Consider the following 21,225-nt stretch of genomic DNA (forward strand, 5'->3'; position numbering starts at 1 on the left):
TGTAAGGATCTAAGAATGAAGACACTAAAAAAACCCATGCTGACGATGGGCTTCTTAGTCAATGTGGATATTAATCTGTCCAAGATCGGTAGATACAGCGCACTTCACGAAAGGATTGTTTGGGTTTACGGTATTCATTAACCAGACCCTTATTGTTGAAGCCGCGGGCCCGGTCGCGGAAGTTCTTACTGCTGCTTTTCAGATCGCCGCGGATGTCTGCAAACTGCCAGATGTAGGTCCCGCCAATTTTCGAATCATTCTTGAAGATTGTCAGCGCTTCAGTCACAATATCTGCCTGATAATCCTCGCTGAACAATCTCGGCTCCCAGCCCACATCCCCGAATAGTCCAGCACCACCGAATTCGGTCATGAGCACAACCTTGTTACCGGCTCCCATCTGCTCCGCACGCACATGGAACTGTTCCAGCATGTCTTTGAAGCTGGCTGTATCGCCTTCGTACCAGCCGAAATATTTATTTATACCGATAACATCGAATAATGGAAGTAGAATATCTTCGAGTGGATGCATCGTAGCGTAGGTGACAAGCCTAGTGCTGTCGAGTTTCTTTACCAATCCGACTAGAGCTTGTGTGAAAGCATATGCTTCTTGAGTCCGGGTATCAATCTCATTATGAACGGACCAGAAGATCACACTTGGGTGATGAAAATGCAGGCCAATCATTTCTTCAATCATAGACAGTGCACGCTCCTGGAAGAGCGGCTCACTTACCGTTTCGTTCGGCAGAAAGGCTCCCCATATCGGAATTTCGCTCCAGTATACAATCCCTTGCTCATCGAGTAGATCAAGCCAATATGGGCTCTGGGGATAATGCGAGCCCCGGACGGAGTTGCAACCTAACTCCAAAATGATACTGAGCTCCTTGTGCATCAGCTTCGGAGGGAAGGCAAAACCCCACTCAGGATGCTCTTCATGTCGGTTCACCCCCTTAAGATATACGGGTGAACCGTTAATTAGAATCTGATGATCCTTTGTTTCAATACAGCGAAAACCGATCCGTTCAATCTTGTCGTCTTCCTCTGTCCGCAGTTGAAAGGTATACAGTTCTGGAAGACCTACGTTCCACAAACGTATTTCAGGCATAAGCAACTTGAACGTAGGACTGAGGGTTTGGCCAGTCTCAATCTGTACTTCTTCCGAGTGCAATTCATGTCCGCTTTCGGAGAATATGATCTTGGTAGTATGCTGCTCCTTATGGAAGGAATGGAGCTGCACCTGAACAGTAACATCTGCATCTGATCCATGCAGTGCATAATCAATCTTCAGCTGTTCGATGTAAATATCAGGCAAATATTGCAGCTCCACCGACCGTATGATACCCCCGTAATGATACCAATCCACCTGCTCTGTCGGAATCGTAAGTAGGTCCAAGGTGCTGTCCGTCCGGACGATAATCTCATGTTCTCCTGCCCCTAAGGAAGGAACAATAAATTCAAAAGGTGTAAATCCGCCATAGTGATACCCAAGGTGCCGCCCGTCCAAATAGACATCGGCATGGCCCAGCACGGCATGAAAGATGAGTCTGACATGCTGTGAATTCACAATCTGTATTTTTTTACGATACCAACCGACACCTTCATAATCGTACATTCCCAGTTCATTATTCCAGCACGAGGGCACATAAAGAGACTGCCTAGAATGTGGAAATCGCTCAAACCATTTTTCTTGAACACCCGTATTTAACGGATCCTTCATGAAATCCCAAGGCCCATCCAACAGCTCAGTTCTCCGAATTTGATACTCGCTAAAAGTCCTTAACAAGTGTGTTCCTCCTTTTTTTTCCTGTAATGTATTGAGAATTTCAGACATCTTGATAATATGGATAGTAACATTTGGAGTTTAAGCATTGAATAGAAAAAAACGTTACCGTCTTGTTTAAATCGCTCTTTTAGCAGCAGGAGGGGATATTAATTGGAAGAAAATGATTACAAGCTCAATGACCTCACCGTGCATATCCATTTTGTACTCGACAAAGCTACTTATCCCGGCTGGGAGGACATCCGTAACATGGTAAATGTGCACAGCTTGTACTGGATTCATGAAGGTAAAGGGGTTTTCCTGACCAATGTTGAGCACAAAGTAGAGGCTGGAATGCTAATCTATTTAAAACCAGGCCTTAAACTGTCCATGCGCTCGCAGATGGATGCTCCACTTCGTATAACGATGCTGCTCTTCGATTGTGCCGAGCTTGGTTATGATGCGGTATGGAAGGAAGTCAAGCCAATCGGAAAACTAAGACTTCCCTTCTTAAGCCAATATAATCAACAGGAAGCTGAGGAAATTAGCCGGTTGGTCTGGGGGATTCACCAGGAATGGCTGCCCGGACTAACCGATGGCATAGCTGTTTCCCGGGCTAAAATGCAGATCCTGCTGCATATGCTGCACCAGACCGTACAACCGGACTGGAAACTGATGGAGTCTGGAGCTTTCGCCGCCTTCGAGCAAATCAAGAAAACACTCGAGAACGACTATAAGGATCATCACCGGATCGAAAAATTGGCGGAGAAATACGGCATTTCGCCATCTTACTTGCGTAAGATGTTCCTAAAATTTACGGGGATGGGGCCTAAGGAATACCATATGCACATACAGAACCAGCAAGCTTGCCGTTATCTAGTCTTTACCGATTATCCAGTTAAGGAAATAGCCAAATTATGCGGGTACTACGAAGAATATCATTTCAGCAAGATTTTTAAACAGCTTAACGGGATCCCTCCGACAGTATACCGAAACAAACAGAGAATCAAAGATTAATTGTCCGTAGAACCACTGGTAAAAAAATCTTGAGGTTATGGTTTTTTTACGGGAAGGGCTGTACCATGATAGTATTGAACTCATTGAAGCATGTTTAAGGAGGGGGAATTTGGCGTGATTATATCACTCAAAAATGTATCATGGCAACGTGATACGACAATGATCTTACGCGATATGAATTGGGAAGTGAAGCAAGGACAACACTGGTGTATCGTCGGTCTGAACGGTTCAGGAAAAACGACGATGCTAAATGTAGTGAACGGCTATATCTGGCCGACAACAGGACAAGTTGAGGTGCTGGACCATCGCTTCGGCGATGTGGACTTGAGAGAGCTACGCAAACGAATCGGTTGGGTAAGCACCTCCTTGCAGCAGAAGCTGTACGGCCATCAGACTGCCCTGAACATCGTCCTAAGCGGGAAATTTGCGACCATTGGTCTGTATGATAAGACAAATGAAGAGGATCAAAAACAAGCCGAAGAGTTAATGGAATTTCTAGACTGCTCTTCCTTAGTTAGTCGTACATATGATACCTTGTCGCAAGGACAGCGGCAGAAAGTCCTCATAGCACGCGCACTAATGGCCAATCCAGATCTACTAATTCTTGATGAGCCATGCACGGGACTTGATATTTTTGCCCGAGAACAGCTGCTGCAGATGATCGAGAAGATAACAAAGCAACCCGGTGGACCAACCTTGCTGTATGTAACCCATCATATCGAAGAGATAACACCATGCTTTACGCACACGCTGCTGGTAAAGAGCGGCGAAATCTACAAAGGGGATGAGACAGTAAACTGCTTGCAGTCGGATGTCTTGAGCGATTTCTTCGATACCCCTGTTGAAGTACAGGAACATCATAACCGCAAGTGGCTTACACTTGCCGGTGATAAGTAGAATATCAAGGCACATCGAATAGGCGAGCAAACCGTTCTGAAGTGGTTTGAAGGATTGCTTGCAGATATAAAAAATGAAAACTGATCACAATATAATTTTAAAATAACCCGCGCGGGGCGCGGGTTTTGTATTTGTTTGCAAGCTTATAAGCCACCTCCCAGAAACATCGTAACAACATACTAACGGTACCTGCAAAAAAACATTTTGACATATCTAACAGGTACCGTTATAATACAAATTAACAGGTACCGTCACAAAGAGCAACAGGTACCGTAAAAATTCAACGGAGGATTCATTATGGACATGAATGATGAGTTATACGAAAAACTCGCGAAACTGCAATGGCTGTTGCAAAGGCAACACTTGAAAACTCACGCCGCGGTTGGTCCGATGGCCGACGCATCACGTGGGCAAGGCAGGATATTAGCATTTCTTCGGATGAAAGACGGTATCAGCACCAAAGACTTATCCTATATGCTGGACATCCGTGTATCATCCCTCAATGAATTGCTTGGTAAACTGGAGAAAGCAGAATACATCACCCGTAAGCCCTCAGAAACAGACAAACGTATCATGTTGATTTACCTAACGCAAAAAGGGCAAGAGGAAGAGAAACAAGAGATAGACAACGGCAACATATTTTCTCGCTTATCGCCAGAAGAGCAGATAGCTTTCGGGGATTACCTATCTCGCGTCATTACAGCTTTGGAGGAAGAACTTGGAACGGACGGAGAACGTAATGTGATGGCTATGTGGATGGAAGCCGCAAAGGAGCGTATGGGAACAGAGGAATTTGAAAAACTGATGGCTATGCGCGGGCAAATGCACAAAATGTGGGGAAATTCTAGGGACGAACGCTTTAGCGGCAGATTCCCTGGGTTTGGCGGAGAAGGGCATGGTGACATGCGCGGATTCAGCTGGCCTTCCAGAGATGACAGTAATTCGTCACCTGACAAGTCACATGGCCCGGACGATAAGTAATTAGAGTCTTTTTGCAAACAGTAGCTGAGGCGCTGCCTTTCCACCAGAGAAAGATGAACGGCAAAGGCAGCGTAATGTGAAACTGAAGAATAATCAAATTTCGTATGCCAAATCTGAAAACTCGACGTTAGGGTACAGGTTTGCTTGTTGCTGCGTCACGGTTCATATTGGACCGATAGTTAGAATTCTAAGTATTTCAAAAAACAAAATAAAGAAAGATAGTGGTGAACCCTATGGATGCAGAAAACCTCCATTACTTTGAAAAAGCACCTGTCGCAAAAGCCGTAGCTCACTTCGCAGTACCGATGATGCTAGGCATGTCGATGAGTGTCATATACTCCATTTTGAACGCCTATTTCCTTGGTACACTGGGCAATACTGCGATGTTAACCGCACTCGCACTAACTTTACCGTTATTTGCCGCCATAATGGCGCTTGGTAACTTGATTGGCATCGGTAGCAGTGCATTTATCTCCCGTTTGCTGGGAGAGAAAAAATATGATGATGTAAAGCATGTGTCTTCATTCGCCTTTTACAGCAGTTTAGTTCTCGGTCTTATTTTGATGGCTGCCGGCATCCCATTGATCGATTCAATCGTTCATGGCTTGGGAGCGACGCCTGACTCCTTCGGATTCACGAAGGACTATGTCACGATTATGCTTATTGGTTCACCTTTCGTCGTTCTATTCTTCACGCTGGAGAATATCGTGCGCTCGGAGGGGGCAGCAATCACTTCGATGATCGGTATGCTTCTCAGTGTTGTTGTGAATATTATTCTCGATGCGCTAGTCATTTTCGTCTTCCATTGGGACGTGATCGGGGTTGCATCTGCTACAGTCATTTCTAACTTGGTTGCTAGTGCATTCTATGCCTTCCACATGGGATATAAGAGCCAATTCTTAACCATCTCCGTAAAATGGTTCAAAGCTTCCAAAGACATTCTCAGCAATGTATTTAAAATTGGAGTTCCAGTCTTTGTTATGAGTCTCTTCATGGGTGCAATGTCACTCATCTTTATCCGTTTTCTGGTCGAATATGGGGAGCAGGCCATTGCGGCCTTCGGGATTTCATCACGTTTATTACAATTTCCAGAGGTTATCCTGATGGGCTTATGTGAGGGAGTCGTGCCGCTGATTGCCTTCTCTTTTACAGCTAACAAATTACGCATGAAGCACACCATTACTTTTACAATCAAAGTGACTGTGGCATTAGCAGCCGTGTTCGGCATTATTGTATATCTGATTTCAGACCACTTAATCGGTTTATTTACGAATGACCCTCAATTAATTGAACTAGGCAGCTACATTCTTCATGTAACGTTCTTATCCCTGTTCATTTCAGGAACGACCGCGTTGTTTACAGGTATCTTCCAAGCGACAGCACAAGGAACCGCCGCCTTTATTATGTCAATTATTCAAGGTATTACTCTGATTCCAGTATTGTATATCGCTAATCGAATGAACGGTTTCCACGGAGTAGTCTGGTCGCTCGTCATTTCGGATGCTGTTGCGTTCCTTGTGGGTGCCATCATGCTGTATGTTCTGCGGAACAAATTGCAGCCTGATTTAGATACTTTAGTACAGTAAAATCCTAAGCTTTAAGTTGATACTTTAAGTACATCTAAAAAAACCTTGGATCAGCAAGGTTTTTTTGGCTCGTATGATGACGCAGCCTGCCATGAGGCAGCACATAGCTGCTTTGGAGGCGAAGCTCCAGTTAAATTTTAATGCTGACTTCTCCACTTGAAAGATACTCCTCGTCACCATTCTCATATCTGACTTTCAGATGGCAATCGTCATCGATATCAATGGCTGTTGCTTTACGTTGTTCATTATCCTTTATCACGGTCACAGGTTCTCCAAGTGAAATTAACCTTTTTTTGTATTCGGAAAGAAACAATCTGTCCGTTAAATGCTCATAATATCTCATGAAATTGTTTAGTACTTCTGCAACGAGACGGTTGCGGAGATCACCATAAGGATTGTTTTCGGAGATTACAGTTGTTGCAATCTCGGTAAGATCAGTGGGAAAGCCTTCGGAAGGGAGGACTACATTGATACCGATGCCGAGAACAGCATAATCAAGCCAGCCGTTTTCCAGTGACACGGATGCTTCGGTAAGAATCCCGCACACTTTTTTCCCTTCCATGAAAACGTCATTTACCCATTTAATCTGCGTTTCTTTACTGGATACGCTCTCGATAGAAAGGGCTACAGCTACTGCGGCGCAAGTGGTCAATAAAGCTGAGTCTGTTGCGGACAGCTTGGGACGCAGCAGGATGCTCATATAGATACCCGTTCCAGGTGGAGAAAAGAACTTCCGGCCCATTCGCCCGCGACCAGCTGTTTGTTCTTCCGAAAGAATCACCTTACCTTCAGCTTCTCCATTTGAGGCAAGGTTTTTTACGGCTTCATTCGTGGAAGATATGGTCTTAAAGACTTCAACTCGTAACTTTTGCCCCCGAGTATCCAGGTACTTTGAAATTGCACTGGCTGATAAGATATCCGTTTGTGGTGACATGGAATATCCTTTATTGGTTACAGCTTGTATGGAATAACCGTCTGTCTGTAAAGATTTTATGGCTTTCCAGACCGCGCTGCGCGTCACGGATAACTGAACGGCTATTTCCTCGCCGGAAAAATATTCACCCTTATTACTGTCGAGTAAGGCAAGAATATGTTCTTTTACTGTCATGAACTTAAACCTCCAAAAGTATAACTCTCCGACCAAAACCCATTGAATAGATTAACATCCAACGATTGCGACTGAATACTCTAATTCTATATAACAATAGGAAAAACTCAAGCATGGTATTTTGTTTTATTGTAAACCATATAATAATTTATGGTTTACAATAAAGAATATCTCCATTATAATTCAGCTTACTGGACGTATTTACTAACCAGAATACAATCATTGATATCCAATGGAGGTCATTTTTTTGAAGACAAAAGAACTTATTTATGCTGCATTATTCGCAGCACTTATCGCGGTGTTGGGGATGATACCGCCCATCCCACTCGGCTTCATCCCCGTTCCGATCACTGCCCAGACACTTGGCGTCATGTTGGCTGGATGTTTTCTGGGGAAACGGATGGGCGCTCTCAGTCTAATTATTTTCATCATACTAGTAGCCATTGGGCTGCCTGTACTGACCGGCGGTCGCGGCGGAATCTCGGTGCTAGTTGGACCTTCTGCAGGATACATATTTAGCTTTCCAATTGCGGCCGGCCTTATTGGCTGGTATTCCGAAAAAATCTGGCCGAAGGTTCGAACTTGGAAGCTGGTAGCTATCAACATAATCTTCGGTGTATTACTAGTGAGTCTGATTGGTGCCCCTGTCATGGCATTGATAACCAATACTTCGATCTGGGCTGGTCTTGTCGGAGCGTTGGCCTTTCTTCCGGGAGACATCATCAAAGCCGTTATTGCAGCCGTCATAACGATGCAGCTGAAAGCAATTAGCCCTATTGAAGAAAAAACACAAATATAATGTGATGTGAAACTCGGGTAAATAAAACCCGGGTTTTTTTATTGAAAAATAATAGGGTTATGGTTGCGAATTTGTTTATACTATAAAAATTAAAACGAAATTGAAGTGGGTGTAGAAAAATGGATAAGGGATTTAATTTAGCTAGTCAACTATTAACGCTGCTTGATACGGAACATAGATGGTTTACCTTAGCGGAAATTGAAAAAAGTTTAGGGATCTCTGATAAGACCATCCGGAAGATGGTGGAGGAAATCAGCAAGCAATTACCATCTACTGTAACCATTGAGGTTTCTAGAGGAAAGGGAATAGTTCTTCAACGTGATGGGCGAAGTACGATTAGTGAAGTGATTTCTTCTATGTTCAGACAAACCATCTTTTATCGGCTGATGGATTTTTTATTTACGAATGTGGGTCGACTGTCTGTGGAGGAGCTCTCCGAAGCCATGTTTATGAGTACCTCGTCTTTGAAGAAATTGATTGTGCAATTAAATAATGATGATCTAAAAGCTTATAAGCTACGCATTAGTTTTTCTACCCCCATGATCAAAGGGAATGAAATGAATATTCGATATTTTTATTGGAAGTTATATTGTGATGCGTATGAGTTTACAGGCTGGCCCTTTGCGAATGTTGATTTTGCTTATATTAATCAGTTAATCACAAATATAGAAAATGAGAATAAAATTGTATATTTTATCAATTCCAAAAGGAGATTATCGTTTTTGTTGGCCATTGTTATAGAAAGAGTGGCTAAAGGAAAGTGTGTGAAAATCGACGAAAATGCTTACCCTTGGGAAAAGGGGATGTTTTATTTTCCAGTGAAAACTATTGCAAAACGTCTTGAGGACAAGCTGTCCCTTAAATTTCCAAACAGTGAAATATTCTTTATGCAATCCATGGTTAGTCTCAGCCAATATCATTATTATGAAGGGTCAGAGATCACTCCGATGAAAGAAGTAGAATTACATAAGGATAAAGAAGAATATCAAATGGGGAATCTACTTCTAATGTTATTAGCAAAGGTATACCCGAACTTGCATATGCAAGAACGGTTTATTTTGGAGATTTACGGGTTCTTTGACAAGCTATTAATCGAAAATGCCATTCCTGAGTGGATGATGATTTCAACAAGTCATTTAACAACATATGTTCAAAAGGAGTGCCAGCAGATTTATCAAGAATTGCAAACCTGTATGCAAACGTGGAATAAAACTTACCCTTCTGTTTTGTTTAATCACTTTCATTTAACAAAGCTAACCTTAATTGTCCGCTCGAGTTTACGTTACAAAAGTAAGAGGGCTTTTTTAGTGATCGGGGAAGAATTTTCAATTCGTCATTACATAGCAGATTTGATAAAAAAAGAAATTGGGGATCAGTTGATCCTTAATACTTCCATAATGAAAGGCCTGACCGACGAGATCATGCAGCAAAATAATATCGATCTTGTCATTAGTAATATCCCGGTTGCATTAAAGACAGTGCCTGTTGTTATTATTTCTACGATCCCCTCTAAAAGAGACTTAGACAACATTCGTAAAGAACTGCTTTTATAATTTGACCAATTATTTTCCGTAAGCTCCGTAAGTTTTTGGTCTAGTTTGTAATGTTAAAAAACCTTATGCTCAATCTAGTTTCGAAACTGATTTTACTTGAAGGCAAGTGGAAAGCGATTTCGGTAAACCTCAGTTTACTATTAAAAGTTGGAGGAAGAACTATGAGTAGGCATTTAGGTGCAAATAAGGGAGAAATAGCAGAGCTCGTTTTGCTCCCAGGAGATCCCTTGCGTGCAAAGTTTGTGGCAGAACACTTTTTAGAGGAGGCTTATTGTTATAACGAAGTAAGAGGGATGTATGGATACACTGGATTATACAAGGGTGTGCCTGTGTCGGTTCAGGGGACAGGGATGGGAAATCCATCGATGAGTATCTACGCGACAGAATTGATCGTCGATTATGAAGTTAAGAAATTGATTCGCATTGGTACATGTGGCGCGATGCAGGAAGAAATCAATATCCGCGATATTATATTAGCCCAAGCAGTATCTTCAGACAGTAATATGACGGAAAAGATCTTTCATGGCTGTAATTTTGCACCAACGGCAGATTTCTCATTGCTAATGAAAGCATATCAACAAGCACAAGCTAAAAATGCCAATGTGTTTGTTGGTAACATCTATAATTCTGATGAATTTTATCGTGAAAATTTAGATCGGCTTCACAAGTTTATGGATTTCGGTGTATTAGCTGTAGAAATGGAAAGTACCGCCCTATACACTTTAGCCGCTAAATATGGTGTAAAAGCTTTATCGATTTTGACCGTCGGCAGTCAATTGTTAAGACAGGAACACCTAACTCATAAAGAAAGTGAACAATCCTTTTATGAAATGGTCGAAGTAGCTCTTAACACAGTCATTGAAGGCTGATTTATTGATAAGAGTGTAGTGTTGTTAGAAAAGAGAGTGAGAAAGAAATGAAGGTAATACTGTCAGGATTGCAGTGGATGATTTTTATGATCGCTGGTGCAATTGCTGCACCCATTGCTATCGCAGATTTATATAACTTAACACCCATAGAGACTTCCGGACTCATTCAGAGCACCATGATTACTTTAGCAATAGCTGGATTTTTACAAGGCCTGATGGGTCATAAATTCCCTATTCATGAAGGTCCGGCAGGGTTATGGTGGAGCATTTTTACCATTTACGCGAGTTTAGTGGGGGGACTCTATTCCTCTAACAACGGAGCTTTACAGGCTTTAAGTGGAGCGATGATCATTAGCGGAGTGTTGTTTATCCTAATTTCAGCATTTAAGCTAATGGATAAAATCGCTCGTCTATTTACTCCAACCATCACCTTTATTTATTTACTTTTATTGATCTTTCAATTAAGCGGATCTTTTATGAAAGGGATGATGGGGATTACCATATCCCACACCATGTTAGATGTTAAAGTATTCATCCTTAGTGTGATTGTGGTCTGCATTACCTTTTGGTTAGGCAACAGCCGCTTTGTATTACTCAGCCAGTTTTCAATAATTTTCAGTATAGTGATAGGCTGCCTATTATTTATAATCTGCGGTAGTATGCCGGCGGTTTCTCGTGCGGATACTCTATTTAAGCTGCCGGAAATATTCCCATTTGGAAAACCCCGATTCGATGCCGGGACAATTACTACTGCATTTTTACTAACCCTATTATTAATAACCAATGCAGTGGCATCCATCCGTTTGATGGAGACCGTTATGAAACCCAAGCAAGGGGATCATCGTCGTTATTTGCGCGCCGGGTTTACTTCTGGAATTACGCATCTTATTAGTGGTGGTTTAGGAGCGATCGGCTCAGTCCCTATTTCGGGAGCGGCGGGATATGTTGAGCAAACAGGGATGAGGGAGCGCAAATCATTTTTAATAGGCTGCAGCTTAGTGATCTCAATATCCTTGTTTCCGCCTATGATGAATTTCATATCTGCGATTCCAGCTCCCATAGGCTATTCTGTTACCTTCGTCATTTTTGTGAAGATGGTCGGACTAGCGCTAAAGGAATTGAAAAAGGTTATTCATGAAGAGCGAACATTTATTGTCAGTGGGCTTTCCCTTTTAGTGGGTGTAGGTTTAATGTTTATTCCTGCATCAGCTACGGCCCATTTATCTCCGATCGTGATAGCCATTTTAAATAATGGATTAATATGCGGAAGCCTGTTAGCGATTATTTTGGAACAAGGGTTAATGTGGAAAGATGCATTCCGATATGAGGATTCCAAGAAAATTAACCGATAATTTGGAGGGCTAAAAATGCATTATCTAATTTCTATTGCTGGTCTGGTTATTGTTCTATTACTGGCATGGCTAGGAAGTAACAATAAGAAAAAGATTAAATATCGTCCAATCATTGTAATGATTGCTATTCAGATAGGTTTGGGATTAATTATCCTAAAAACGAGCATTGGAGAATTTTTGATTAAAGGGTTTGCTGATAGTTTTGCAAAATTACTTGGATACGCCAATGAAGGTACTGACTTTGTGTTTGGCGGGATTGCAAATGAAGGGGCGCATACATTTTTCCTTTATGTTTTGATGCCCATTGTTTTTATGTCAGCATTGATAGGGATTTTGCAACATTACAAAATACTGCCATTCATTATAAAGTATATTGGACTGGTACTGAGTAAAATAAATGGCATGGGTAAATTGGAATCTTATAATGCAGTTGCAGCCGCAATTGTCGGACAAAATGAAGTGTTTATTTCAGTGAAAAACCAACTTGGACTATTGCCGAAACATCGCTTGTATACATTATGTGCGTCTGCAATGTCTACGGTATCCATGTCAATCGTTGGTTCCTATATGACGATGCTAGAACCTCGGTATGTAGTAGCTGCATTGATATTAAACCTATTTGGCGGATTTATCATTTCATCCATCATTAATCCGTATGAAGTTACACCTGAAGAAGATATTGTTGAAGTTCAGGTAGAAGAAAAACAAACGTTTTTTGAAATGCTGGGCGAATATATTATGGATGGCTTTAAAGTAGCCATAGTAGTTGGGGTAATGTTAGTTGGTTTTGTGGGAATCATTGCTTTGATTAACGGGGTCTTCAGTGGCATATTCGGAATCTCGTTCCAAGGAGTGTTAGGCTACGTCTTTGCACCCATCGCCTTTCTTATCGGTGTGCCATGGCATGAAGCTGTTGAGGCCGGTAGTATTATGGCGACAAAGCTTGTTGCGAATGAATTCGTTGCTATGCTTGACTTTGTTAAGATTCAAGAAGGTTTAAGTGGCCGTACTACAGCCATTGTCTCCGTTTTTCTAATCTCATTTGCTAACTTTGGGTCGATTGGTACCATTGTGGGTGCAGTGAAGGGATTGAATGAAAAGCAAGGGAATATCGTCGCACGATTTGGATTAAAGCTGTTATTTGGCGCCACACTTGTAAGCGTTTTATCAGCTTTGATTATCGGTATCATATTCTAGTTGAAGCAAGGAGTATTAACATGAAACAAACACCCCGGTTTAAGCGGATTTTCGTCATCGTTATGGATTCTGTAGGCATTGGTGAAGCTCCAGATGCTGAAAAGTTTGGGGATGCAGGATCACATACATTACGGCATATTGCAGAAAAAATGAATGGGCTACATGTTCCTGCGTTATCCAAGCTAGGGTTAAGTCATATTGACCCAATACCCGGAGTTCCCAAAGTAGAGCGCCCTTTAGCTTATTGGACCAAAATGCAGGAAGCTTCTAATGGAAAGGATACGATGACAGGTCACTGGGAAATCATGGGCCTACGAATTGACGTTCCTTTCAAAGTGTTTCCTGAAGGATTTCCTTATGAATTAATTAATGAATTAGAAGAAAGAACAGGACGAAAGGTGATTGGGAATAAACCCGCTAGTGGCACAGCTATTCTCGATGAGCTTGGACAAGAGCATATGAACACAGGTGCACTCATTGTCTATACTTCAGCAGATTCCGTGATTCAGATTGCGGCTCATGAAGAGGTTATTCCTTTAGAAGAACTGTATCAAATCTGCGGGATTACCAGAGAGATTACTTTACGTGAGAAGTACATGCTAGGCAGAGTGATTGCTAGACCATTCCTCGGGCAGCCCGGAAATTTCAAAAGAACATCGAACCGTCATGATTATGCCTTGAAGCCTTATGGAAGAACCGTGATGAATGAGCTCAAGGATGCCGGGTTCGATGTACTAGCGATTGGCAAGATCTCAGATATATACGATGGGGAGGGTGTCACCAAGTCTTTGCGTACAGTGTCTAACATGGATGGCATGGATAAACTCATGGAGACCCTTCATACTGATTTTACAGGACTTAGTTTCTTGAATCTTGTTGATTTTGATGCACTTTATGGCCATCGTAGAGATCCGATCGGGTATGGGAAAGCGCTAGAAGAATTTGACGATCGATTACATGAAGTTCTAAAGGAGCTATGTGAAGACGATCTTCTAATAATTACGGCAGACCATGGGAATGATCCCATTCATGCGGGTACGGATCACACCCGTGAATATGTTCCTTTACTCCTCTACAGTAAGAGTTTCAATCGACAAGGGGAGCTGCCTATATCGAAGACTTTTTCGGATATTGGAGCAACAGTTGCTGATAACTTTGTTGTGACCATGCCCCAATTTGGTCAGAGTCTCCTACAGGAGCTTAAATAAACTTAATTTGAATAGACACTTTGAATAGAAACAGGGTACCTAACTTGTATTAGTAAAAGGTATCCTGTTTGTTTTTTTATCTACATATCTTCGTATCTAAAAAGCTGCCGAGTAAGCGGCTTTTTTTGTTATTACGGATCAATTATTAGGGTAATAATCAATTATTAAAGGGGTTAATTTTATATCCACCTGTCGTTAATCCTTTTTTCGATGAATCGCATTCTAAAACAACGTTATAAATAATCTAGTTTCTACTCATGCCACTCCTTCGATAGTAATAGTGTTGACAACCTGTATATACAGGTTTAAACTGTGTGAAGTGTTTGAACTTGTATATACAGGTTTAATGGTTGAAATAAAGAATTCTTTTTGGAGGTGTTCAACTTGAGTCAGTCCCAGTATTCGGAATGGTGGCGCCGCTCCACGGTGTATCAGGTGTACCCGAAGAGCTTTAAGGACACTACAGGCAACGGAACAGGAGATATTAAAGGACTTATTGAGAAATTAGATTATTTGCAGAAGCTTGGAATCGATATTGTCTGGTTACAGCCGGTTTATGTTTCGCCGCAACATGATAACGGTTACGATGTAGCAGATTATGAAAATATCAACCCGGATTTCGGTACGATGGAGGATTTTGACGAGCTAGTACAGGAATTGCATAGACGCGAAATGAAGCTAATGATCGATATCGTGGTTAACCATACTTCGACTGAACATGAGTGGTTCAAACAGTCCATTTCAAGCAGGAACAACCCTTACCGTGATTACTATATCTGGAAGGATCCGGCTCCGGACGGGGGCTTACCCAACAACTGGCAGTCGAAGTTCGGGGGTCCTGCCTGGCAGTTCGACGAAACTTCGGGACAATATTATCTTACTCTCTTCGATAAAACCCAGGCGGATCTGAATTGGGAGAATGAGAAGGTACGTAGAGCAGTGAATGATATGATGTTATTCTGGGCTAAAAAGGGTGTCGACGGCTTCCGCATGGATGTAATTAATTTAATCTCCAAAGATCAGCGCTTCCCTAACGATGACGGGAGTGTTCCACCGGGGGATGGACGTAAATTCTATACTGACGGTCCACAGGTCCATGAATACATCAAAGCAATGTATAAAGAGGTGTTTGGTCCGTTTGAGATGGTGACTGTAGGAGAGATGTCCTCAACTACACTGGAGCATTGTATCCGGTACTCAAGTCCCGAAGAGCGGGAATTTTCCATGACCTTCAATTTTCATCATTTAAAAGTCGACTATCCGAATGGACAGAAGTGGGAACTGATGCCTTATGATTTCGAGGCAATGAAACGGTTGTTCTCGCAGTGGCAGACTGGAATGCAGAAAGGCGGAGGCTGGAACGCACTATTTTTTAACAATCATGATCAACCACGTGCCCTTTCCAGATTCACTGATGATAGGGTTTACCGTGTGGAAAGCGCCAAGCTGCTCGCGACAACTCTGCATGGCCTTCAGGGAACACCTTATGTATATCAAGGGGAAGAAATCGGTATGCCGAATCCGGTATGGAAAAGCATCGATGAGTTCCGCGACATTGAGTCACTAAATATGTACCGCATTCTGTGTGAACAGGGGAAAAGCCCGGAGGTTGCTCTCAGCATTCTCCAAGAACGTTCGCGGGACAATTCACGTACGCCGATGCAGTGGGATGACAGCCGGAATGCCGGATTTACCACTGGTACTCCATGGTTGAAGGTAGATGAGCGGTATCGAAACATCAATGTGCAGAAGGAGCTGGAAAATCCTGGTTCCATCTTCCACCATTACCGTAAACTGATTGCACTACGCAAGGAATATGAAATATTTATAGAAGGTATTTTCAAGAGACTCGATGAAGGTCATCCCGAAGTATTCGCATACGCCAGAACAGGCGATGAAGAGACACTTGTTGTGGTCTCGAACTTCAGCAGTAAAGAGATCTCTTTCCGCTTTGAAGATAATCACTGGTCTGAATTGTCGCCAAGTGGTAAGGACGAGCTTCTGATTGGGAATACAGCAGATGCACCTAAATTAACACAAAAGCTTCAGCTTAGTCCTTATGCTTCCTACATGTGGTTAGTCCGCTAACGAGGTGTACTTAAGAAGGAGCACACATCAATTTTGTAAGGAGTGAAGATATGGCTATAGACCGCAAAAATGTTGAAGATATTGTACGGGCGGTTGGGGGCAAGGAGAATATTGAAGTTGCGACGCATTGTGTAACCCGGCTGAGATTCTCGCTGTATGACGAGAACAAGGTGGATTCGGAAGCCCTGGACCGTAACGAACTCGTAAAAGGACAATTCTCTACGCAGGGGCAGTTCCAGATCGTTATCGGACCAGGAACTGTAGATAAAGTATACGATGAAATGATTCAGATCACTGGTGGTGCCCGCTCTTCCAAGGATGACGTGAAATCAGCGGCAGCACGGAAACAGAATCCACTGCAGCGGGCGATCAAAACACTGGCTGATATTTTTATTCCGATTCTTCCGGCCATCGTAACCGCAGGTTTGCTGCTTGGGATTAATAATATTTTGACCGGACCTGGTATCTTTTTTGATAGTAAGTCATTGGTAGATGTCTATCCTGCATGGAAAGACATTGCTGCGATTATTAACACGATTGCCAGCACAGCCTTCACCTTTTTACCAGCACTTATCGGTTGGGCAGCTGTTACACGTTTCGGGGGCAGTCCTCTGCTCGGGATCGTGCTAGGTCTCATTCTCGTACACCCGGATCTATTAAGTGCCTACAGTTATGCAAGTGCTTCAACTGAGGGAACCGTTCCGACCTGGAATTTGTTCGGCTGGCATTTGGAGAAGATCGGTTATCAGGGGCAAGTATTGCCTGTACTGGTTTCGGCCTATATTCTGGCTAGACTGGAGAAGTTCCTCAACCGTCGGGTGCTTGATTCCATTAAACTACTGGTCGTTGCTCCAGTGACCCTGCTGGTTACAGGTTTTCTGGCCTTCACCATTATCGGACCGGTTACGTTCGCCATTGCCAATGCTATCACCTCGGGTTTGATCTATGTATTTGATCATTTTGCGCTCCTTGGTGGTTTGATCTATGGTGGATTCTATGCACTTCTGGTCATCACTGGGATGCATCATACTTTCCTGGCAGTCGATGTACAGCTCATCGGCAGTGAGGGGGGCACCTTCCTCTGGCCGATGCTGGCGCTCTCCAATATTGCACAAGGCGCTGCGGCACTGGCGATGATGTTCGTTGTTAGAGAACAAAAGGCAAAAGGTTTGGCGGCTACGTCTTCCGTCTCTGCATTCCTCGGCGTGACTGAACCGGCAATCTTTGGGGTGAATATCCGCTATCGCTACCCTTTCATCTTCGGGATGATCGGCTCAGCAATTGCCGGTATGCTCCTTACCGTTAACCAGGTTCGCGCTTCATCCATTGGCGTAGGGGGAATTCCCGGTTTCCTTTCGATTTTCCCGAACCAGTGGGGCGTATTCTTCATAGGTATGGTTATTGTTCTCGTTGTGCCATTTGCCGCCACAGTATTGTACGGACGTTCTGTAGTGGGTCGTTCCGAAAAGAACACAGCTACAGAGGCTTCTAGTACTACGAGCGAACCAGAGGAATTGAGCAGCCGTCATTCAGTTCAAGGGTCACAGGAATCAGTTAATATTCTGGAGCTTGTCTCCCCGCTTAGTGGAACTGCAGTATCGCTAGAACAGGTACCCGATCCTGCCTTTGCTGAAAAGCAAATGGGTGAGGGAATTGCAATCGAACCTTCTGAGGGGAAAGTATATGCTCCCTTTGATGCTACAGTAGCTCATGTGATTAAGAGCAAACATGCGCTTATACTGGAGCATGCCAGCGGTGTTCAGGTATTAATCCACGTTGGAATTAACACGGTGGCGCTTAAAGGTAGCGGTTTTACCAGCCTGAAGAATATTGGTGATAAGGTGCAGGCAGGCGAGCTTCTACTAGAATTTGATATGGAAGCTATCCGCGCAGCAGGTTACCCGGTGATTACTCCAATCATCATTCCTGCAGGTCAGGAGATGGTCGAGAAGATTGAAGAGAAGACCGGACCAGCTACGGCCAAACAAACAAGCATCTTGACTATTCATCTCAAGGGTTGATAAAGGCTATATTGGCAAAGACTTTATACTATAGAAAGACAGCCCCTTGGGGGCTGTTTTTCTATAAATATAAGAATTTATATGTTCAACGCTATGAATTCCCCTCCAATTGAATCGATGCTTCCAAAGGCATGACGTGATACAATAAAGGGCGGTGATCAAAATTGAGAGAAAATAAATATTTGCAAATTTATAATGAATACAGCAACCAAATCCATTCTGGACAACTGCTGCCGGGAACCAAGCTGCCTTCCGAAAGTGAACTCGCCGAAGCTTACGCCACTTCACGAGAGACCGTGCGCAAAGCGCTGAATCTACTTTTCCGAGAAGGATATATTCACAAAATTAAGGGAAGAGGCTCCTTTGTGCTTGACATGACCCGAATGGATTTCCCCGTTACCGGTTTGATTTCATTTAAAGAGATGGCCGATACACTGGGTACTGACTCGCGGACACTGGTAGAGCGGACGATACAAGAGCCGGCAGGCTCCGCTCTCGCCAGACATCTGCAGATTCCACCTGAAACTCTGGTTTGGAAGGTTGTTCGTGCCAGAGAGATTGAAGGTGAACGGATCATTTTGGATAAGGATTATTTTCGTGCGGATATCGTTTCCTTCCTGAGTGCGGAAATCGCCGAGGGCTCAATCTATGAATATTTGGAGCTGGAATTGGGCCTTAAGATCAGTTATGCGAAGAAGCTGATATCTGTTGAACCTTCCACAGAGGAGGATCATAGACTGCTCGATTTGAAGAATTTTACGCATATTGTAGTAGTACGAAACTATGTTTATTTGGAGAACACGGTGCTTTACCAATATACCGAGTCTAGACACCGGCTGGATAAATTTCAGTTTGTGGATTTTGCTCGGAGGGTGAGACGATAAGCTAATCAGAGGGTGTCCCAGTTGATATGCTCCCCATATAGTAGACAGGTGAAATAATAAAAACCTGTCGCTGTATGGGGAGCATTTTTATGGAACAAAAAAAGTATACAGCACTGGAAAAGTTAACGATTCTCCAAGAAATTGAACGGGGCGACATTGGTTTGAAAGCTGCGGCCCGGAAGTATGGAATATCCAAAAACTCTATAGTGAAGTGGCGGCAACGTTATCAATTGTATGGATACGAAGGGCTGGAAGTCCGAAGCTACAATCGTACGTATTCTGCAGAACTTAAACTCTATGCCGTTAAGGATTATCTCGAGGGAGGATTGTCGCAAAACCAAATCATCTGCAAGTATAAGATTGCAAGTGCAACCCAACTCGCCAACTGGATTAGGAAGTATAATGGTCATAGCAACAGCTTAACAGCTCATTCAGGAGGAACTAAAGCTATGACCAAAGGACGCGTAACCACTTGGCAGGAACGGATAAATATCGTGCTGTACTGCCTTTCGAACGGAGAAGACTATGCGAAGGCGGCAAGCCATTTTCACGTGTCTTACCAACAAGTATATAGCTGGGTAAAGAAGTACGAAGCAGGTGGTGAAGAGGCATTACGAGACGGTAGAGGACGCACCAAAGCGCCTGAAGAACTTACGGAAGCAGATCGCCACAAACTCGCGATGCAAAAGCTGGAATACGAGAATGCACGCCTGCGTGCGGAGAATGCTTTTCTAAAAAAGTTAGAGGAACTCGAAAAGAGGAGGCGTTAAGAACCATTCGCCAGGTGAATATCTACCTGGCCATTCAGGCTGTTCAGCAGGAACAGTCTTGCTCCATTCGGCTTTTGTGTGACATCGCAGGGATTTCACGGTCAAGTTATTACAAATGGTTGAATCGCAAACCCAGTTTTCGAGAGGCTGACAACGAGAAACTGACAGAGGCCATGCTCCTCTTGTATGAGAAGGTGGAACGAACCTTTGGGTATCGCCAATTGACCCTGCATTTGCGCAGACAAATGGATAAATCTATTAACGCAAAGCGAGTGTACCGGCTGATGAGATGCCAAGGTATCCAGTCAGTCATCCGCAGAAAGAGAAAGAAGTATGTAGGCTCCACGCCTCAGCAGGTTGCAGAGAATGTGCTGAACCGTAATTTTGAGGCTGAAGCTCCAAACCAAAAATGGGTAACGGATGTAACGGAATTCAAATACGGCAACGGCAAGAAGGCGTATTTAAGTGCAATAAAAGATCTGTATGACAAGTCCATTGTTGCTTACGTTCTGGGTCATTCCAATAATAATTCGCTAGTTTTTAACACACTGGAATTAGCTTTGCAGGCAGCACCGGAGAGCCGAACCTTACTCCATAGCGACCGTGGTTTCCAGTATACCTCTCTGCATTTTAAGAAGATGCTGGACGATGCAGAACTGAAGCAAAGCATGTCCCGAGTAGGCTGCTGCATTGACAATTCGCCGATGGAATCCTTCTGGGGAACATTGAAATGTGAGAAGTACTACTTACATACCTACCAGACCTTTGAAGAACTCCAAACAGATATTGATACCTACATTCACTTTTATAATAACGAACGGTTACAGGCAAAACTAAACGGCCTCAGTCCCATTGAATTTAGGACTAAGGCCGCTTAAACTACTTTTATTTTTTGTGCTGTCTACTTGACGGGGTGCAGTTCACAGTTTGGGATACCCTTTTTTTTATGAGAGTTTCCTGAGAAAAAATACAATCCGAATATGAAATATGAAATCTCTATCCATTTCAATCATTATCAGGTGTGTTGGAGTTATATAGCCAATACTGTGCAAATTTTCGATATAAGAGCGCTTTAAAGGTTCATTCGCTCCATTCGTAAAAACGATATATTAAGAAAAAAAGCTGCCCTCAGAGGCAGT

The 21,225-nt window shown here is 43.1% G+C and carries 16 protein-coding genes; 14 read left to right on the forward strand and 2 right to left on the reverse strand.

Annotated features, from left to right (window positions below):
* Positions 1–70: 70 nt before the first annotated feature.
* A complete protein-coding gene (locus MKZ16_RS16445) occupies positions 71–1,780 on the reverse strand; it encodes a glycoside hydrolase family 2 TIM barrel-domain containing protein (protein ID WP_076105776.1) in 1,710 nt (569 codons plus the stop codon).
* A gap of 150 nt (positions 1,781–1,930) precedes the next feature.
* Between MKZ16_RS16445 and MKZ16_RS16450 the strand changes: the two genes are divergently transcribed.
* From MKZ16_RS16450 to MKZ16_RS16465, 4 genes are all read left to right on the forward strand, one after another.
* Complete coding sequence (locus MKZ16_RS16450) at positions 1,931–2,773, forward strand: AraC family transcriptional regulator (RefSeq protein WP_076105777.1); 843 nt, start codon at positions 1,931–1,933, stop codon at positions 2,771–2,773.
* Positions 2,774–2,887: 114 nt separating this feature from the next.
* Positions 2,888–3,670 (forward strand): ABC transporter ATP-binding protein, encoded by a 783-nt coding sequence (locus MKZ16_RS16455; RefSeq protein WP_036677157.1) that lies wholly within the window; start codon positions 2,888–2,890, stop codon positions 3,668–3,670.
* Between the two features lie 297 nt (positions 3,671–3,967).
* Complete coding sequence (locus MKZ16_RS16460) at positions 3,968–4,651, forward strand: MarR family transcriptional regulator (RefSeq protein ID WP_076105780.1); 684 nt, start codon at positions 3,968–3,970, stop codon at positions 4,649–4,651.
* 233 nt (positions 4,652–4,884) lie between these two features.
* Positions 4,885–6,237: an MATE family efflux transporter gene (locus MKZ16_RS16465; protein WP_076105782.1), complete on the forward strand. Its 1,353-nt coding sequence runs from the start codon at positions 4,885–4,887 to the stop codon at positions 6,235–6,237.
* Positions 6,238–6,367: 130 nt separating this feature from the next.
* On the opposite strand, the gene MKZ16_RS16470 is transcribed toward MKZ16_RS16465, so the two are convergent.
* A complete protein-coding gene (locus MKZ16_RS16470; RefSeq protein ID WP_038571255.1) occupies positions 6,368–7,345 on the reverse strand; it encodes a biotin--[acetyl-CoA-carboxylase] ligase in 978 nt (325 codons plus the stop codon).
* A 247-nt stretch (positions 7,346–7,592) separates the two neighbouring features.
* On the opposite strand from MKZ16_RS16470, the gene MKZ16_RS16475 reads away from it, so the two are divergent.
* The 10 genes from MKZ16_RS16475 (at position 7,593) to MKZ16_RS16520 (ending at position 20,964) form a co-directional block, all read left to right on the forward strand.
* On the forward strand, positions 7,593–8,144 hold the full coding sequence (locus tag MKZ16_RS16475) for a biotin transporter BioY (protein ID WP_036677150.1): 552 nt from the start codon (positions 7,593–7,595) through the stop codon (positions 8,142–8,144).
* Between the two features lie 119 nt (positions 8,145–8,263).
* Positions 8,264–9,697, forward strand: coding sequence for a helix-turn-helix domain-containing protein (locus tag MKZ16_RS16480; RefSeq protein WP_076099169.1), 1,434 nt, complete (start codon positions 8,264–8,266; stop codon positions 9,695–9,697).
* Positions 9,698–9,858: 161 nt separating this feature from the next.
* Positions 9,859–10,566 carry a purine-nucleoside phosphorylase gene (deoD, locus tag MKZ16_RS16485; protein ID WP_036677145.1) on the forward strand — a complete coding sequence of 236 codons (708 nt, stop codon included), beginning with the start codon at positions 9,859–9,861 and terminating at the stop codon, positions 10,564–10,566.
* Between the two features lie 47 nt (positions 10,567–10,613).
* A complete protein-coding gene (locus MKZ16_RS16490) occupies positions 10,614–11,918 on the forward strand; it encodes a purine/pyrimidine permease (RefSeq protein ID WP_076099168.1) in 1,305 nt (434 codons plus the stop codon).
* Between the two features lie 15 nt (positions 11,919–11,933).
* Positions 11,934–13,115 (forward strand): NupC/NupG family nucleoside CNT transporter, encoded by a 1,182-nt coding sequence (locus MKZ16_RS16495; RefSeq protein WP_036677141.1) that lies wholly within the window; start codon positions 11,934–11,936, stop codon positions 13,113–13,115.
* Between the two features lie 20 nt (positions 13,116–13,135).
* The gene (gene deoB / locus MKZ16_RS16500) at positions 13,136–14,323 is read left to right on the forward strand and encodes a phosphopentomutase (protein WP_076099167.1); all 1,188 of its coding nucleotides are present in this window, start codon (positions 13,136–13,138) and stop codon (positions 14,321–14,323) included.
* Positions 14,324–14,707: 384 nt separating this feature from the next.
* Positions 14,708–16,411 (forward strand): alpha,alpha-phosphotrehalase, encoded by a 1,704-nt coding sequence (gene treC / locus MKZ16_RS16505; protein WP_076105784.1) that lies wholly within the window; start codon positions 14,708–14,710, stop codon positions 16,409–16,411.
* Between the two features lie 50 nt (positions 16,412–16,461).
* Positions 16,462–18,432 carry a PTS system trehalose-specific EIIBC component gene (treP, locus tag MKZ16_RS16510; protein ID WP_036677132.1) on the forward strand — a complete coding sequence of 657 codons (1,971 nt, stop codon included), beginning with the start codon at positions 16,462–16,464 and terminating at the stop codon, positions 18,430–18,432.
* Between the two features lie 164 nt (positions 18,433–18,596).
* The gene (treR, locus tag MKZ16_RS16515; RefSeq protein ID WP_076105786.1) at positions 18,597–19,316 is read left to right on the forward strand and encodes a trehalose operon repressor; all 720 of its coding nucleotides are present in this window, start codon (positions 18,597–18,599) and stop codon (positions 19,314–19,316) included.
* A gap of 89 nt (positions 19,317–19,405) precedes the next feature.
* Positions 19,406–20,964, forward strand: a protein-coding gene (locus tag MKZ16_RS16520) for an IS3 family transposase (RefSeq protein WP_094903917.1) whose coding sequence is annotated in 2 segments (ribosomal slippage) — positions 19,406–20,039 and positions 20,039–20,964 — 1,560 coding nt in all. Because the reading frame shifts where the segments join, the coding sequence is not laid out codon by codon here.
* The last annotated feature ends 261 nt before the right edge of the window (positions 20,965–21,225 follow it).

It is taken from the genome of Paenibacillus sp. FSL R5-0928 (genome assembly GCF_037970385.1).
In the GTDB taxonomy this organism is placed as follows: domain Bacteria; phylum Bacillota; class Bacilli; order Paenibacillales; family Paenibacillaceae; genus Paenibacillus_AQ; species Paenibacillus_AQ odorifer.

Coding starts and splice junctions, on each gene's coding strand:
- MKZ16_RS16480 (WP_076099169.1), top strand. CDS start 8,264: ATGGATAAGGGATTTAATTTAGCTAGTCAACTATTAACGCTGCTTGAT.
- MKZ16_RS16460 (WP_076105780.1), top strand. CDS start 3,968: ATGGACATGAATGATGAGTTATACGAAAAACTCGCGAAACTGCAATGG.
- MKZ16_RS16490 (WP_076099168.1), top strand. CDS start 10,614: ATGAAGGTAATACTGTCAGGATTGCAGTGGATGATTTTTATGATCGCT.
- deoB (WP_076099167.1), top strand. CDS start 13,136: ATGAAACAAACACCCCGGTTTAAGCGGATTTTCGTCATCGTTATGGAT.
- MKZ16_RS16495 (WP_036677141.1), top strand. CDS start 11,934: ATGCATTATCTAATTTCTATTGCTGGTCTGGTTATTGTTCTATTACTG.
- deoD (WP_036677145.1), top strand. CDS start 9,859: ATGAGTAGGCATTTAGGTGCAAATAAGGGAGAAATAGCAGAGCTCGTT.
- MKZ16_RS16465 (WP_076105782.1), top strand. CDS start 4,885: ATGGATGCAGAAAACCTCCATTACTTTGAAAAAGCACCTGTCGCAAAA.
- treP (WP_036677132.1), top strand. CDS start 16,462: ATGGCTATAGACCGCAAAAATGTTGAAGATATTGTACGGGCGGTTGGG.
- MKZ16_RS16470 (WP_038571255.1), bottom strand. CDS start 7,345: ATGACAGTAAAAGAACATATTCTTGCCTTACTCGACAGTAATAAGGGT.